This is a genomic window from Flavobacterium sp., from assembly GCF_027490375.1.
GTDB lineage: Bacteria > Bacteroidota > Bacteroidia > Flavobacteriales > Flavobacteriaceae > Flavobacterium.
Genome location: NZ_JAIXYH010000040.1, coordinates 1 through 15,414 on the forward strand (window position 1 = coordinate 1; position 15,414 = coordinate 15,414).

Consider the following 15,414-nt stretch of genomic DNA (forward strand, 5'->3'; position numbering starts at 1 on the left):
TCTTTCAATCTTTCAATCTTTCAATCTTTCAATCTTTCAATCTTTCAATCTTTCAATCTTTCAATCTTTCAATCTTTCAATCTTTCAATCTTTTAATCTTTTAATCTTTCAATCTTTCAATCTTTTAATCTTTTAATCTTTCAATCTTTTAATTTTTCAATCTCTCCCTCAAACAGATCGTTACCGAACTCACATCGCCACCAATCGGCGGATTTACTTTACTTACTTCAACTTCTAATTCTTCAACCAAAGCACTTTCTCTGAAAATTCGCTCAGAAATACGTCCGGCAACGTGTTCCAGTAATTTCGATGGGATCGCCATTTCTTCTTTTACAATACGATTTAACAAAACATAATCGACCGTATCCGAAAGTTCGTCGCTAATAACCGACTTCGATAAATGGGCCCAAACCCGTATTCGAACCCGATAATCACTGCCTATTTTGGTTTCTTCTGCCAAACATCCGTGGTACGCATAAACACGAATTTCATCTAATACAATCGAAGCACTAACTGTTGCCATAATTCTGCGAAAGGGATTTATATCTTTGCAGCAAATTACCGAAAAATGTCAACCGAAGCCAAGTCGCTTAATTTTATAGAGCAAATTATTGAAGATGATCTCGCAACTGGATTAAATCGAAACGAATTGCGATTCCGATTTCCACCAGAACCTAACGGATATTTGCACATCGGACACGCCAGCGCAATCAACTTAAACTTTGGTTTAGGAATTGATTATCAGGCACCTGTAAACCTTCGTTTCGACGACACCAATCCAGCGAAAGAAGAACAAGAATACGTTGACGCGATTAAACGCGACGTTGCTTGGCTCGGATTTTCATGGGATCGCGAATGTTATGCATCCGATTATTTTCAACAACTGTACGACTGGGCGGTGATGCTCATCGAGAAAGGAAAAGCCTACGTCGATTCGCAAACGTCGGAAGCAATGGCCGAACAGAAAGGTACACCAACTACACCTGGTGTCGATTCGCCATACAGAAACAGAGCGGTTGCCGAAAATCTCGACTTGTTTCAACGAATGAAAGCAGGCGAATTTGCAGAAGGAACACATATTTTACGCGCTAAAATCGACATGAGTTCACCTAATATGCTCATGCGCGATCCGATTATTTATCGTATTTTACACAAACACCACCACCGTACGGGTTCCGATTGGTGTATTTACCCGATGTACGACTGGGCACATGGTCAGAGCGATTTCCTAGAAGGAATTTCACATTCGTTTTGTACGCTCGAATTTTTACCACACCGCGAATTGTACGATTGGTTTTTAGATCAGATTGGTACTGGAACGGCAATTCGTCCGAAGCAACGCGAATTCGCACGTCGTAATCTTAGTCATACCGTTGTAAGTAAACGGAAATTGTTGCAGTTGGTAAACGAAAAATACGTTAATGGATGGGACGATCCGCGGATGTCGACTATTTCTGGTTTGCGTCGCCGTGGTTATACGCCCGAATCGCTTCGAAAATTTGCTGAAACCATCGGAATTGCCAAGCGCGATAACTTGATAAACGTTTCGGTATTGGAGCATTGCATTCGCGAAGATTTAAATAAAACAGCGCCGCGTGTTATGGCAGTGCTCGATCCGGTTAAGCTAATCATTACGAATTTCCCGGAAGGCGAACAGCTTTCGCTTAAAGCGGAAAACAATCAAGAAGATGCAAACGCAGGTTTTAGAACAATTTCTTTTTCGAGAGAATTGTACATCGAACGTGACGATTTCATGGAAGAGGTAACCGGAAAGTTTTTCCGTTTGTCGATAGGAGGAGAGGTGCGTTTGAAGAATGCCTACATTGTGAAAGCAACTGCGGTAGAAAAAGATGAAGAAGGGAGAATTACAGCGATTCACGCCACTTACGATCCCGACAGTTTGAGCGGAAGTGGTACCGAAGCTAGTGAACGAAAAGTAGCGGCAACGATCCATTGGGTTGATGCTGCTACGGCAATACCAGCCGAAATAAGGCTCTACGATCGATTATTTTTAGATGAGGCACCCGATGCACACAAAGAGCGAAATTTCCTCGAATTTGTGAACCCAGAATCGCTTAAAACCGTTACGGGTTTAGTAGAAGCCGGATTAAAAGCAGCTGTGGTTGGAAATAGGTACCAATTTCAGCGATTGGGCTATTTCTGTGTAGATACAGATAGTTCGGAAAGTAAACTGATTTTTAACCGAACGGTAGCTTTGAAAGATTCGTGGGAAGAGAAAGGAAAGCAAGACGAAAATTTGATTAATAATTCGCTTAAAGAGCTCAATCGGTATTTTAAACTAACCGATGAGAACGAGCAGACAGCTTTATTAGCGCAATTGAAATCTCGTTTAGGACAAATAAAGAACTTCTCGTTGTTGCAACAAGCTGTTAAAAAGAACATGAACAACAACAAGGTTTCGTTGTTATTTGTACTTTTATTGTACAGCGGAAACGATTTGTTGCGCTATGCAGAAATGGATGCCGAAACGGCGGAGAAATTCGAAGGTTTGGTAGCGCGTTCCGATGTGCGATTGCAAGTAATTTTAGAACAGCTAAAAGCGTAGATTATGAGTAAAGATCAAACAAAAGTACTTCTAGCAGCCGCTTTAGGAGCAGTTGCGGGTTTGGCACTGGGTGTTTTATTTGCACCGGATAAAGGAAGCGAAACGCGTCGGAAAATTAAGGACAGCATCGGAGAGCAGAAAGATAAAATTGCGCAGAAAATCCATGAGTTGTTGCAACTAGCCGAGTCGCAAAAGATAACCAAAGAGCAGTTAGACGAAACAGTGGACGAATTAGTTTCTAAAGCCGACGACGGCGCGGCAGAGATTTTGCGTACTCTTCAAGAAAAGCTAGACAGTTTGAAAGCAAAACTATAGTTTAACTAAAAATTATTTTTTTTAAGAAATCTGAGTTCTTGAAATTGTTTGTCGTTTAGCGCGCGTAATTGTTCAAGGTCTTTTTTTAATCCATTTAATAAATCATCTCTTTTTTCAATTTCCTTTTGAAAGAATTGTAATAGGTAGCTATTTTCAGCAAGGTTGTTTTCGACTGCTTTACGAGCAACTACATCTTCGGGTAAACCGAGAAAAAGTTGTTCTTCATTTATTTTGTACAACTCGAGAAGTTTCGGTACGTATTTTAACCAATTAGACGATTTACCGGTTTCAAGTCTGTGATAGGTAGATGCATCTATTCCTAAGTGGTAAGCAACTTCTTTAACACTATGATTTTTTAAAAGTCGCAACTGACGTACTTTTTTTGCAAAGGCTATATGCATAGTTTTGGTTAGTTTTATGTGAATTCAAAATTATGCATTATATGAAACGTTATTATATATTAACTTTAATTTAACAACGCTGTTACGATGTTATAACATCGTAACAAATTTAAATTCAATAATTTATGTTTTTTTAATTCTAATTTCAGACTAGTTTTTTATACTTTTATCACAAGTAATTTACACAGTTTTTTATGCGATTTTTTTTAGTTTCATACGAGAGAATATTTAGCGCTTTAGTTGTTGCGATTTTCGCAAGATTATTGCGTTTTTTGCAAGATTAATGCGTGAAATGCTTACATCTTTTTTTTCATGATCTAATTACTTTGTTCCGTAACCAATGGCCAACGGATTACGAGAAAATAAATAGTAATTTTTAAATTTTAAAGTCATGAAAAAAATTTTGTTTTTGTTGTTAGTCGGCACTCAAATCGTTTGTGCGCAAGCTACACAGTTTGTTAATATGCAAATTCCAAGTAAGTACTTAAGTAGAGCATCAGAGACTGAAACTTTTGTACAAGACGTTACAGTAACAAGTAAAGACGGACGTGTAACAGAGCGCGGGCAAATGAGAATAACCGTTCCACTAACCGGAGAAGGCGTTAGCAAAATCGAGCTAAGCGCCAATATTCTCAGAATTGGTGGTATTGGAGCTGATTTTTTTGTTCGAAACCCGCAAAATTTCCAAACTTATGCAGAAGAGCCGTCACACTCTCAATGTATAGATAATTGTAATAAAAAATACACAAGTCCTGACGGCGAGCGCTTACCTGGGAGAGGTGCTTGCAAGTTCAATTGTTGGGTTAGCACAACAGTTCGTATTTTAGAAGCAATCGCGACTATTAGATCTGGTAAATAGACAAATTGAATTTTATATTTTTTAGCTATATGAAAACTCTTATTTCCTTTTTTTGCGCTTTTCTTCTTCTTGGGTGCACGCAAACCCTAGTTAAGTTTAAAGCAAAGCTTAGTAGAGACTTTTATGGAGTAGATTATTATTCCAACGAAAGAATGATAGTTGCATTCATTCCAACGTTGCACATTAATAGAGAAGATTATTTTGCTAAAATCAAAAGTGATGTCGATTCTTTACGTAGTGCAGGATATGTGATTTTCTACGAGGGAATTAAGACTGATTTAGACATTCCAGAGCAAGAAAAGGAAATTCTTCAAAAGAAGTTCAGAAGAATCATGGGTTTTCATCTTACGCAATACTTAGATTCAACTAACGCTGATTTGAAAAAGTTCCGCGTTAAAGGCTTAATAGAACAGACTAATGCTAATACTGGAATCCGTGAAAATGTAGATTACAACGCAGATTATGACTTAAAAACTTTAATTGAGAAGTTTGAGAAGTCTAAAGGTATTGTTCGCTTAAACGAATGTGATCTTGCTACCAAATTAGGTGAAAAATATAAATGCTCTAAAGTAATTAAAGAACAATGGGATTATTTAGCTGTAACACTTCGGGACGCTTTTCTAGCAGAGCAAATTCTAAAAAGTAATTATAAAAGAATTGCTGTAGTTTTCGGAGAAGATCATCGATATAGTGTTGCTAATGCACTCAAAAAAGTGGATAGCACTTTTGAGTACATTCCGTCTTGGAAAGTAAAAAAGCTTACTTTTTAGAAAGTTAACTAGTTCTTTTTTTACAGCTCTTATATTTGAAAATAAGAATATCAGCTAAAAAAATATCTCATTTGTCTATTCTTCAACAAATTCAATAAAGCCGATCCGATTAGCATCGGCTTTATACTTCTTTAAATAGTTATTTGTGTTTTTAGTTATAAAGACTAAAAGTACTTTTTCAAAAACAATTGTAAATTATCATAATATGAAATCATATTTTTTGACCTTTTTGTCAATATTTTTTATTCATGCTGCTGTAGCTCAGACGTACGAGTTTGAAAACATGAAAATTCCTGCGGAGTATTTTGATAGTTCAACCGACCTTGAAATCTTCACGTTTGATGTGCTAGTGAGTAGTTTAGATGGAAAGGTTTCGGAAAAGGGACAGGTGCGAATTTCAACTTCTGCATCTGAAAATAAAATTGGTAAAATAGAATTTTCTAAAAATATTCTTCAAATTGGAGGGTTCAAAAACGACTATTTTATTCGCAATCCGCAACTTTTTCAACAAGCTGTTAGTAGAGAATCACATTCGCAATGTATCGATAGATGCAATAAAGATTACACTGGGCCAAATGGCGAGAAACTGCCAGGTCGAGGTTGGTGCAAAGCGGGTTGTTGGCTAAACACAACTATCCGAATAGCTGTTGCTGTTATTAAAATAACTGCTTAACTTAAAGTATAAATCATGAATAGGCTTTTTAGTTTTTTTATTCGAAGTTTACCTTTTCTCATGGCTTTTTCATTTATTTCTTGTTCAACAATTTTGGTTAAAGTCAAAGGCAATTTAATGCGAAAACTTTATAGTATTGATTACTACAGCAATGGTGACCGAACTATTGCGTTTATTGGGGTTAATCACTTAAATAAACCAGAGTATTTTGCCCGTATCGCAAAAGACATTGACTCTCTCAGAAGAGACGGATACCTAATTTTCTATGAAGGAATTCGAACCAACATGAAAGTTAGTCCTGAGCAAAAGACTGAATTACAGAAGAAACTAAGAAGTATCACTGGATTTCATTTATCGTCGTATAAAGATTCAACTAACGGCGATATGAAAAAGTTTAACGTGAAAGGCTATGTGAGCCAGACTATGGCTAACACCGGAATCGATACAATTAGAGATGTAAACGCAGATTACAATTTGAAAACCTTAATAGAAGCTTATGAAGCCGAGAAAGGGGAAGTTAAGCTCTCTGAATGCGATTTAAAAACTCCTATCGGGAAGAAATACCGATGTAAAAAGGTTAATCAGGAAAACTATGATTTCTTGAGTTTAACAATTCGCGATCGTTTAGTTATTAAAATGATTCAAGAAAGCAAAGCCAAGAAAATTGCTGTTTTGTACGGCGATTTACACAAGTATTCTTTTGAAAGAAAACTGAAAGCCTACGATAGTACTTTTAATTATTTTAGAGTAGCAAACCCAATAAGATGATGTATGTATTGGAATTTTAGAAAGATTTCGGTTATACTGAGCTTTCTATTTTTTGTAGAAGTAAACGCTCAGTCCACTACCACAAACATTTTACGTGGTGCCGAGATTATCACTTCTGGTCTGAGCATTTTTGCCACATCTAAAAACAACAATGCGAACAAGACCGTAATCGACCAAGTTTGCATCAAAAACAAACTTACCGAACGCATAACATTTAAAATTTACGGCGTTTCGGATGCTACGCAAGACGATATTAAAAAGGAGCTTGTTATTCCTGTTGATGGAAAAGAATGTTTCTTAAATCTGCCCAAAGGAGTTTATACCTACGAGGTTATTTTATCAAACAAAGAAATTTATCGCAAAGGCGAATACCACTTTAAAGAAGATGTTGTTATTGCAGTAAAAACAGAGTAAGAAAGAAGCCGGCTTTGAGTCGGCTTTTTTGTTTTTCACTTTTTTGCACGATTTTCCGCAGCAGGGGTTGCGGCAAATACCCCACAGCCTATGCGCTGAGGCACGAAGCGTGTAGGCGAGGAGTATAGCCAAAAACCCGGTGGCGGCCGCTTCATGAATTTCCACTACACAACGGCCGACAGCTGCCCAAAAAAAACCACCAAATTGCTTCGGTGGTTCCTGTTTATAAAGTTCTTATTCTTCCGTTTCCGGTTCTGCAGCAGGATACGTGGGCGGTTCGTAAGGAGCGTCTACATCCTTAATGCGTTTTCCATCTCTTTTCATAGATTCGCCAATCTGATTGCTAGCCGTAAACGAAGCAACCATATTATTCAACATGTCGCTGCCTGCTTGGGGCGAATTAGGTAGCAAAATCAAGTTCGAATTCGTATCTGCACCGATCGATTGTAAGGTGTCGTAATGTTGGGTGACCACAATCAATGCCGATGCTTCCTGGCTGTTAATTCCTACTTTATTCAAAACATCGACGCTCTCTACCAAACCACGAGCAATTTCTCTGCGCTGATCGGCAATACCCTGTCCTTGTAAACGCTTGCTTTCCGCTTCGGCCTTGGCCTTAGCAACGATGCGAATCCGGGAAGCTTCGGCTTCAAATTCAGCTGCCGTTTTCTCACGATCGGCGGCATTAATACGATTCATAGCGTTTTTCACTTGAATATCCGGATCAATATCGGTTACCAACGTATTGATGATATCGTAACCGTATGTGGCCATCGCTTCGTTTAATTCGCGTTTTACGGCAATTGCAATGTCGTCTTTACGCTCAAAAACGTCGTCTAGAATCAATTTAGGAACTTCTGCGCGCACAACGTCGAATACGTAGGCTGTTATCTGGTCGTGCGGGTATTCGAGCTTGTAAAACGCATCGTAAACGCGATCTTGAATGACTTTGAATTGCACCGAAACTTTCATCTTAACAAAAACATTGTCTTTGGTTTTTGTTTCAATGATGACGTCCAGCTGTTGAATACGCAAATTCACGCGTCCGGCAATTCGATCAATTAACGGAATTTTCAGCTGCAAACCCGAGTTGCGTACGCTTAAAAACTTTCCGAAACGCTCGATTACCACCGCAGTTTGCTGCTTTACGGTGAAGAAAGCCGATAGAAAAATGAAGAATCCTAAAACAAGGATTACAATGAGAGTGATAGACATGATACTGCTTTTCGTAATGATACGCAGTAGCTGTCATTTAGTTACAGCTTACAGCGGTATTTTTTGTAAACCCGTTTGCAAACGTTTAACGGTTTCGGTTCTTCCAATCACTTCAATGATGTCGAACACGTGCGGTCCTTTCATCTCCCCGACCAATGCCAATCGAATTCCAGGTAAGATACGTCCCATATTTGCATTCGATTTGGCGAAATGTGCACGAACCTCTTCTTCAATTGCATAACTATCGTCGTTGGTCGATTGCTGTAGAACTTCCACCAATTCTTCGATGTAATCGGTAGTTTCTACCGTCCATTTCAAACGCATTTTTTCGTCGTAGGTTGTTGGCGCTTCGTATAGGTACGAGGTTAGTGTGTAAAAATCTTTTACCGTGTTTGCGCGATTTTTTATCAGTGTGAATGCACGAACAGCGCTGTTCATCGGAATTTCATAGCCGTGTAAAGCCAATTCTTTTTGGTATAATTCACCGCCTTTTTCGTCCGTAATTTTTTGTAAGTACTGGTGATTAAACCACAAGTTCTTCTCCGGATCAAATTTTGCCCCAGCTTTGTGAACGCGTTCTAAATCGAACAATTCACTTAGCTCTTCCAAAGAAAAAATCTCCTGATCGGTTCCATTGTTCCAACCCAAAAGTGCAAGGAAGTTAACAACAGCTTCCGGGAAAAATCCGTCTTCGCGATACCCCGCCGATTTTGTTCCGTCCTCTCCAACCCAATCTAACGGAAATACCGGAAATCCAAATTTATCACCGTCTCGTTTAGATAATTTTCCGTTTCCTTGTGGTTTAAGTAAGAGCGGTAAATGTGCAAATTCCGGACGTTGCCAACCAAATGCTTCATACAAGCTAAAATGCAAGGGTAGGGAAGGCAACCATTCTTCGCCACGAATCACGTGTGTGGTTTCCATTAAATGATCGTCTACAATATTTGCAAGGTGATATGTGGGCATACCATCGCTTTTAAACAAAACTTTATCGTCCAGTAAATTGGTTTCAAAACGCATGCGTCCGCGGATGATGTCTTGGGTATAAATTTCCGTATCGGCAGCAGTTTTGAAACGAATAACGTAAGCATCGCCACGTTGTAAACGCTCGTTAACTGCTTCTGCCGAAAGGCTTAAACTATTTTCTAAGCCGTTGCGACTGGTAGGTCCGTAGATGAAAGTTTTTCCTTCTTTTTCTGCATTTTTTCGCAGCGCGTCTAAACTTTCTGCGGTGTCGAAGGCATAATAGGCAAAGCCTTTAGCAACCAATTCGTCGGCGTATTGCTTGTACAAATGTTTGCGCTCGCTCTGGCGATACGGTCCAAATTTTTCATTTTTCCCAACTGTTTCATCCGGTGAAATCCCCAACCATTCTAGAGCTTCAAAAATGTATTCTTCTGCTCCGGGAACAAATCGAGTTTGATCGGTATCTTCAATACGCAGGTAAAAAGTTCCTTTATTTTTCTTAGCGAAAAGATAGTTAAACAAAGCAGTTCTTACACCACCAATGTGTAATGGCCCAGTCGGACTAGGAGCAAAACGAACGCGAACAGACATAGCGATTTTTTTAGGATGCAAAGATAATCAACCCATTTTTATGGTGCTTGCTTCTGCGAAATTATAAAGCAGGAAACGATTTGAAATACTGATTTTACTTCCCAACCGCGATTTCGATTTGCTAATCAATTATTTTTCAGCATTTTATTGTTGCAAGAAGCTTAGCAAGGAATTAACAATACAGAATCAGCGAAAATGCTACTTTTATCGGTTAAAAAGTACGTAATCGATGCAGCAGAAAATCATCTTTGATAAATTAGAGGATTTTATCCGAAAGTATTACTTCAACGAGGTATTACGTGGAGCCATTTTCTTTGTGGGCTTGGGCTTGTTGTATTTACTATTTACCTCTTTAATCGAGTATTTTCTTTGGCTGGATTCAGCCTCTAGAACCGTAATTTTTTGGTTGTTTGTTGGAGTAGAAGTTTTTCTTTTTGGAAGATACTTAGCCTGGCCCTTAGCAAAGTTGTTTAAAATCCGAAAGGGAATTAACTACAAGCAAGCATCCGCGATTATTGGAAAACACTTTTCAAATGTCGACGACCGTCTGCTGAATTTCCTTCAATTAACAGCCGAGCCACAGAAGTCGGAATTACTTTTGGCATCGATCGATCAAAAAGCAGCTTCTTTGGCGCCGGTTCCGTTCACCAATGCCATCGATTTTTCGAAAACAAAAAGATATTTACCGCTTGCTATACTGCCGATTCTTATTGTTGCTTATTTTTTCATTTCTGGTAATTCATCTGTGCTTTCCGGAAGTTTAAATCGTGTGGTTCGCTATTCGGAGTATTTTGCTAAGCCAGCTCCTTTTAAGTTCGTCATAACAAGTGCACTTTCGGGAGTAGAAGGTCAGAGTTTTACGCTGCGTGCAGAAACAGTAGGTAAGGTAGTTCCGGAACAAGTTTCGGTTTTGATTGGCGAACGCACTTTTTTAATGGATAGTGAAGAGCCAGGTGTTTTTACGTATGAATTCACTTCCCTACAAGAAGCAGTTACGTTTGTTTTGGAAGCAAACGGTTTTCAATCGAAAGAGTATACATTACAAGTTGCGCAAGTGCCAAGTATAGTCGATTTCAAAATGCGTTTGCAGTATCCTGGCTATTTGCAAAAGCGTGCCGAATTAGTTTCGGGGACTGGCAATGCCGTGGTTCCAGAAGGAACTTTGGTTTCGTGGATTTTAAATACAAAAGCGACAACGGCAGTTTATTTCAACGTTCCAGATGGAAAGCAAGCTTTTTCCAATAATGAACAAACGTTTAGTTACAGCCGTAAGCTGCGCGATGCTTTATCTTACGAGATTACTACAGCCAATCAGCGAGTTTCTAATTACGAGCGTTTGAAATATCAGATCTCGGTGGTTAAAGATCAATATCCTACAATCAATGCCAAGCATGCGCCCGATTCGTTAGGTGTTGCGAAAGAAGTTGTGGTGGGAGAACTTGCGGATGATCACGGTTTAGGAAAGTTTCAGATCGTTTATTATCCAACGGGAAAGCCTCAAGAGGAACGTCGTTTTAACTTTAGTACTAAGTCTGGATTATACGATCGTTTTGTGTTTACATTTCCATCTACTTTACCCGTTGTAGAAGGCGTTAGCTATGAATATTATTTTGAGATTTTTGATAACGACGGTGTAAACGGTGCAAAGTCGGCGAGATCTGAAGTTTTTTCGCAGCGAATTCTTACCACTGATGAACGAAATGATCAGTTTTTGCAAGATCAGAAGTCGGCAATTAGTAATTTAGAGAAGAGCACTAACCAGCAAAATAAGCAATTGAGCGAGCTGGATAAACTTCAAAAATTATCTCGAGAAAAGGACAATTTGTCGTTCAAAGACAAACAAAAGTTAGAAGACTTTATCGAGAAGCAACAGCAAACGGAAGAGAAGATGCAGAAGTTTGCCGAGAAGTTAAAGGAGAATTTACAGAAGTCGGAATTAGGTAAGAACGACGAAGAGAAAAAGGATCTCGAAAGGCGTCTGGAGAAAAGTGAAAAGGTATCTGAAGAAACCCAGAAACTTCTTGATGAGTTGAAGGAGTTAGGCGATAAGTTGAAGCAAGAAGATTTGTTGGAGAAGATGGATAAGTTGGAAAAGATGACGAAATCTCAAACCAGAAATCTGAAGCAACTTGTTGAAATGACTAAGCGTTTTTATGTTAAGAAAAAAGCGGAACAACTCGCTAAGAAGCTCGAGGAATTAGCTCAAAAGCAGGAGCAGCTCGCCGAGGAGCAAGTTCCGAACGAAGACAAGAAACAAGAAGATTTAAAGAAAGAATTTGAAGATGTAGAAAAGCAGTTGGAGCAATTGAAGAAAGATAATGAAGAATTAAAAGCTCCGTTGGAAATTCCAAGCGATCAGAAGAAAGAGGAGTCGGTTAAAGAAGATATGAATAAAGCGGGGGAGTCGCTTAAACAAGATAATCAATCGGGAGCAAAGCCTAAGCAAAAAGCTGCGGCTAAAAAGATGAAAGAAATGTCGCAAATGATGGCGGAGTCGATGATGTCTGGCGAGTCTGAATCTAACGAGGAAGATGCAAAAACGCTGCGTCAGATTTTAGACAATCTGTTGTCTTTTTCGTTTTCTGAGGAATCCCTCATGAAGAAGTTTCAAAGCTTGCAGCGTTCTTCGCCCTCATACAATACACAACTTAAGAAGCAGCAAGATTTAAAACAGCAGTTTCAGCACGTAGACGATAGTTTGTTTGCACTGAGTTTACGCAATCCGAAAATTGCGGAGGAGGTCAATAAAGAAATTGGTGAAATTACGTACAATATTGAAAAGTCGTTGGAACAATTGGTGGAAGGTAATGTAAGCCGCGGAACGTTTCATCAGCAGTATACAGTTTCTGGTAGCAATAAGTTGGCCGATATGTTGTCTGAAACTTTGAATAGCATGCAAATGAGTATGAGTGGTTCGGGTAGTGGTGGCAAAGGAACGCCTAGTCCGGGACAAGGTTCGGGCAAAGGTGGTCAGTTGCCCGACATCATTCAGAAGCAGCAAGGTTTGGGTGAGAAGATGGGTCAACAACAAGGAAATAAAAATCAAGGAAACCAACCGAATGGGCAGCAGCAAGGCGGAAGTCAGCCGAACGGCAAGGAGGGTGGTAAGTCGGGTTCTGGCAAAGGAGAAGGTGAATCGGGAGAAGACGGAGAAGGAGATGCGAAAGCTATCATGGAGATTTACAAACAGCAGCAGCAATTGCGGGAAGCTTTATCGAAAGAGTTGGAGCGAAAAGGCATGACAGGTGCTGGACAAAACGCCTTGAACCAAATGAAGGAATTGGAAAAGCAATTATTGAATCAAGGTTTCAAGAATAATTTGCAACAGCGTGTCCAAGCGATTAAACAAGAATTATTGAAGCTAGAGAAAGCAATTCGCGAACAAGGCGAAGACAATAAACGACAGTCGCAAACCAATCAGAAGTCGTTTTCAAATAACGCGCCTGAGATAAGTCCAGCCTTACGCGACTATTTAAACAGCATTGAAATATTAAACAGACAAGCCTTACCTTTGCGCGCCATTTACGGAAAGAAGGTTCAAAACTATTTTAGCAATGATTGAGTTTCACAGTGAAACAGACTTTGAGTTAACAGACGAGAAATTAGTTACTGATTGGATTCTACGTGTAGCACACAAGCACGGGAAGGCGATTAGTGAAATCAGTTATGTGTTTTGCACCGACGAGTATTTGTTAGACATGAATCAGCGTTTTTTGAACCACGATACGCTAACAGATATTATCACTTTCGACTATACGGTAGGCAATGAAATCGGCGGAGATGTGTTTATTTCGACCGAGCGCGTGGCCGAGAATGCCGTTGACTTCGGAGTAGAGTTTATCGAAGAACTACGGCGAGTAATTATTCATGGCGTATTGCACTTATGCGGCTTCAAAGACAAGTCAGAAGACGATGAAGTGCAGATGCGTAAATTGGAAGACGAAGCATTAGAAATGTTCCACGTGGAACACTAACTTAATTGTTCCACGTGGAACACCGAATTATGTTTAAAGATATATACGATGTGATTGTGGTTGGCGCTGGACATGCAGGTTGTGAGGCCGCAGCTGCCGCCGCAAATATGGGAGCAAAAACCTTGCTGGTAACAATGAATCTGCAAACAATTGCGCAGATGTCTTGTAATCCAGCTATGGGTGGTATTGCGAAAGGACAAATTGTTCGCGAGATCGATGCGATGGGTGGATATTCGGGAATCGTTTCAGATCGAACGGCTATTCAATTTAAGATGCTCAATAAGTCGAAAGGACCAGCAATGTGGTCGCCGAGAGTTCAGAGCGATCGGATGCGTTTCGCGGAAGAATGGCGCGACATGCTGGAAAACACGCCCAATCTTGATTTCTATCAAGAAATGATTTCAGGTTTGTTGTTTGATGGCAACGCTATTGCTGGTGTGAAAACAAGCTTAGGAATCGAAATCAAAGGCCGTGCTGTGGTGCTAACCAATGGGACGTTTTTAAACGGATTGATTCACATTGGCGAGAAACAATTTGGTGGAGGTAGAGCGGGTGAGTCGGCTGCTTTTGGAATCACTGAGATTTTAAAAGATCACGGATTTGAAAGCGGACGTATGAAAACAGGCACGCCGCCGCGAGTAGATGCCCGTTCAATCGACTTTAGTAAGCTGCAAGAAGAACCGGGCGACGTGCACCCGCAGAAATTTAGTTACAGCAATTTGTCGCAGCCCTTACAAGAACAAAAGAGTTGCTATATGGCATATACGTCTCCGTTGGTTCACGATTTGTTGCGGAGCGGGTTTGATCGTTCGCCAATGTTTAACGGACGTATAAAAAGTATCGGCCCGCGTTATTGCCCATCGATCGAAGATAAAATAAATCGGTTTGCAGATAAAGAGCGTCATCAATTGTTTATCGAGCCTGAAGGCTGGAAAACACGCGAAATGTATGTGAATGGATTTTCTACTTCTTTGCCTGAAGACGTTCAATTCAAAGCGTTAAGTTCGGTTGTTGGTTTCGAGAATGTGAAGTTTCTCCGACCAGGTTATGCCATAGAGTACGATTATTTTCCGCCAACCCAACTCAAACATACGCTCGAGACAAAGCTTATCGATCATCTGTATTTCGCAGGACAAATCAACGGAACGACGGGATACGAAGAGGCGGCGGCACAAGGACTCATAGCTGGAATTAATGCCGTTTTAAAGTTTCGCGAGCAAGAACCGTTGATTTTAAAACGCGATGAAGCCTATATCGGTGTACTCATCGACGATTTGATTACCAAAGGAACCGAAGAACCATACCGCATGTTTACGTCGCGTGCTGAATACCGAACGCTGCTTCGTCAGGATAATGCCGACGAACGCTTGACACGAAAAGCATTTGATATCGGTTTAGCAAGCGAATCGCGCTTACGCAGAATGGAAGAGAAGTATGCGAAAGCCCAAGACGTTGTAACATTTTTCAAAGAAACGAGCGTAACACCGTCGGAAGTGAATCCGGTATTGACTGCACGCGAATCGGCAGAGATTGTTCAAAGCGATAAAATGTTTAAAGTTTTTTCTCGTCCACAAATAGATTTAGCTGCGATGCGAGAACTTGAGAAAGTACAGGCGTTTTTAGCAGACAAAGATTTTGATGATGAGATATTAGAACAAGCCGAAATTATCGTGAAGTATTCGGGCTATATAGAGAAGGAGCGCAACCAAGCCGACAAGCTTCAGCGTCTGGAAGATATTAAGATCCCCGAAAGCTTTGATTATATGCAACTGAAATCTATGTCGATTGAAGCACGGCAGAAATTAACGGCTATCAAACCAATCACTTTAAGCCAAGCATCGAGAATTAGCGGCGTATCGCCAAGCGATATTTCCGTTTTGCTTGTGCACATGGGTAGGTAGT

At 40.0% G+C, this 15,414-nt stretch carries 14 protein-coding genes; 10 read left to right on the forward strand and 4 right to left on the reverse strand.

Translation table 11 applies throughout. The features are described from left to right. Positions 1–148: 148 nt before the first annotated feature. Positions 149–523 carry a dihydroneopterin aldolase gene (gene folB, locus Q0064_RS04505; RefSeq protein WP_298144928.1) on the reverse strand — a complete coding sequence of 125 codons (375 nt, stop codon included), beginning with the start codon at positions 521–523 and terminating at the stop codon, positions 149–151. A 45-nt stretch (positions 524–568) separates the two neighbouring features. Here folB and Q0064_RS04510 point away from each other — a divergent pair, with 45 nt between their 5' ends. Together Q0064_RS04510 and Q0064_RS04515 are read left to right on the forward strand one after the other, a co-directional pair. Continuing rightward, positions 569–2,566: a glutamine--tRNA ligase/YqeY domain fusion protein gene (locus tag Q0064_RS04510; protein ID WP_298144932.1), complete on the forward strand. Its 1,998-nt coding sequence runs from the start codon at positions 569–571 to the stop codon at positions 2,564–2,566. 3 nt (positions 2,567–2,569) lie between these two features. Next, positions 2,570–2,881, forward strand: a complete 312-nt coding sequence (locus tag Q0064_RS04515) for a YtxH domain-containing protein (protein WP_298144935.1) — start codon at positions 2,570–2,572, stop codon at positions 2,879–2,881. Between the two features lie 5 nt (positions 2,882–2,886). Here the strand turns inward: Q0064_RS04515 and Q0064_RS04520 are convergent, their stop codons facing one another. Next, positions 2,887–3,282 carry a helix-turn-helix transcriptional regulator gene (locus Q0064_RS04520; protein ID WP_366094778.1) on the reverse strand — a complete coding sequence of 132 codons (396 nt, stop codon included), beginning with the start codon at positions 3,280–3,282 and terminating at the stop codon, positions 2,887–2,889. A gap of 391 nt (positions 3,283–3,673) precedes the next feature. Here Q0064_RS04520 and Q0064_RS04525 point away from each other — a divergent pair, with 391 nt between their 5' ends. The 5 genes from Q0064_RS04525 (at position 3,674) to Q0064_RS04545 (ending at position 6,766) form a co-directional block, all read left to right on the forward strand. After that, complete coding sequence (locus Q0064_RS04525) at positions 3,674–4,141, forward strand: hypothetical protein (RefSeq protein WP_298144942.1); 468 nt, start codon at positions 3,674–3,676, stop codon at positions 4,139–4,141. Positions 4,142–4,170: 29 nt separating this feature from the next. Beyond that, positions 4,171–4,911 carry a hypothetical protein gene (locus tag Q0064_RS04530; protein ID WP_298144944.1) on the forward strand — a complete coding sequence of 247 codons (741 nt, stop codon included), beginning with the start codon at positions 4,171–4,173 and terminating at the stop codon, positions 4,909–4,911. Between the two features lie 205 nt (positions 4,912–5,116). After that, positions 5,117–5,584, forward strand: a complete 468-nt coding sequence (locus tag Q0064_RS04535) for a hypothetical protein (protein WP_298144947.1) — start codon at positions 5,117–5,119, stop codon at positions 5,582–5,584. Positions 5,585–5,701: 117 nt separating this feature from the next. Then, positions 5,702–6,352, forward strand: coding sequence for a hypothetical protein (locus Q0064_RS04540; RefSeq protein WP_298144950.1), 651 nt, complete (start codon positions 5,702–5,704; stop codon positions 6,350–6,352). Between the two features lie 3 nt (positions 6,353–6,355). Then, on the forward strand, positions 6,356–6,766 hold the full coding sequence (locus Q0064_RS04545) for a hypothetical protein (protein WP_298144953.1): 411 nt from the start codon (positions 6,356–6,358) through the stop codon (positions 6,764–6,766). A gap of 234 nt (positions 6,767–7,000) precedes the next feature. Here Q0064_RS04545 and Q0064_RS04550 read toward each other — a convergent pair whose 3' ends face one another. Further along, the gene (locus Q0064_RS04550) at positions 7,001–7,981 is read right to left on the reverse strand and encodes an SPFH domain-containing protein (protein WP_298144956.1); all 981 of its coding nucleotides are present in this window, start codon (positions 7,979–7,981) and stop codon (positions 7,001–7,003) included. Between the two features lie 48 nt (positions 7,982–8,029). Continuing rightward, positions 8,030–9,544, reverse strand: coding sequence for a glutamate--tRNA ligase (gene gltX / locus Q0064_RS04555; RefSeq protein WP_298145236.1), 1,515 nt, complete (start codon positions 9,542–9,544; stop codon positions 8,030–8,032). Positions 9,545–9,767: 223 nt separating this feature from the next. Between gltX and Q0064_RS04560 the strand changes: the two genes are divergently transcribed. Genes Q0064_RS04560 through mnmG form a run of 3 tightly spaced genes read left to right on the forward strand, consistent with a single transcriptional unit; the run spans position 9,768 to position 15,413 of the window. Continuing rightward, positions 9,768–13,100 (forward strand): hypothetical protein, encoded by a 3,333-nt coding sequence (locus tag Q0064_RS04560; protein WP_298144959.1) that lies wholly within the window; start codon positions 9,768–9,770, stop codon positions 13,098–13,100. Then, positions 13,093–13,512: an rRNA maturation RNase YbeY gene (gene ybeY / locus Q0064_RS04565; RefSeq protein WP_298144962.1), complete on the forward strand. Its 420-nt coding sequence runs from the start codon at positions 13,093–13,095 to the stop codon at positions 13,510–13,512. Before Q0064_RS04560 ends, ybeY begins: the two co-directional genes overlap by 8 nt. A gap of 29 nt (positions 13,513–13,541) precedes the next feature. Then, on the forward strand, positions 13,542–15,413 hold the full coding sequence (gene mnmG, locus Q0064_RS04570; RefSeq protein WP_298144965.1) for a tRNA uridine-5-carboxymethylaminomethyl(34) synthesis enzyme MnmG: 1,872 nt from the start codon (positions 13,542–13,544) through the stop codon (positions 15,411–15,413). Position 15,414 lies beyond the last annotated feature (1 nt).

Bases quoted from the DNA above. Each gene is read 5' to 3' on its own strand.
- Q0064_RS04560 (WP_298144959.1), top strand. From the start codon at position 9,768: ATGCAGCAGAAAATCATCTTTGATAAATTAGAGGATTTTATCCGAAAG.
- Q0064_RS04520 (WP_366094778.1), bottom strand. From the start codon at position 3,282: ATGCATATAGCCTTTGCAAAAAAAGTACGTCAGTTGCGACTTTTAAAA.
- Q0064_RS04525 (WP_298144942.1), top strand. From the start codon at position 3,674: ATGAAAAAAATTTTGTTTTTGTTGTTAGTCGGCACTCAAATCGTTTGT.
- ybeY (WP_298144962.1), top strand. From the start codon at position 13,093: ATGATTGAGTTTCACAGTGAAACAGACTTTGAGTTAACAGACGAGAAA.
- Q0064_RS04545 (WP_298144953.1), top strand. From the start codon at position 6,356: ATGTATTGGAATTTTAGAAAGATTTCGGTTATACTGAGCTTTCTATTT.
- mnmG (WP_298144965.1), top strand. From the start codon at position 13,542: ATGTTTAAAGATATATACGATGTGATTGTGGTTGGCGCTGGACATGCA.
- Q0064_RS04550 (WP_298144956.1), bottom strand. From the start codon at position 7,981: ATGTCTATCACTCTCATTGTAATCCTTGTTTTAGGATTCTTCATTTTT.
- folB (WP_298144928.1), bottom strand. From the start codon at position 523: ATGGCAACAGTTAGTGCTTCGATTGTATTAGATGAAATTCGTGTTTAT.
- Q0064_RS04510 (WP_298144932.1), top strand. From the start codon at position 569: ATGTCAACCGAAGCCAAGTCGCTTAATTTTATAGAGCAAATTATTGAA.
- Q0064_RS04530 (WP_298144944.1), top strand. From the start codon at position 4,171: ATGAAAACTCTTATTTCCTTTTTTTGCGCTTTTCTTCTTCTTGGGTGC.
- Q0064_RS04540 (WP_298144950.1), top strand. From the start codon at position 5,702: ATGCGAAAACTTTATAGTATTGATTACTACAGCAATGGTGACCGAACT.
- Q0064_RS04535 (WP_298144947.1), top strand. From the start codon at position 5,117: ATGAAATCATATTTTTTGACCTTTTTGTCAATATTTTTTATTCATGCT.
- Q0064_RS04515 (WP_298144935.1), top strand. From the start codon at position 2,570: ATGAGTAAAGATCAAACAAAAGTACTTCTAGCAGCCGCTTTAGGAGCA.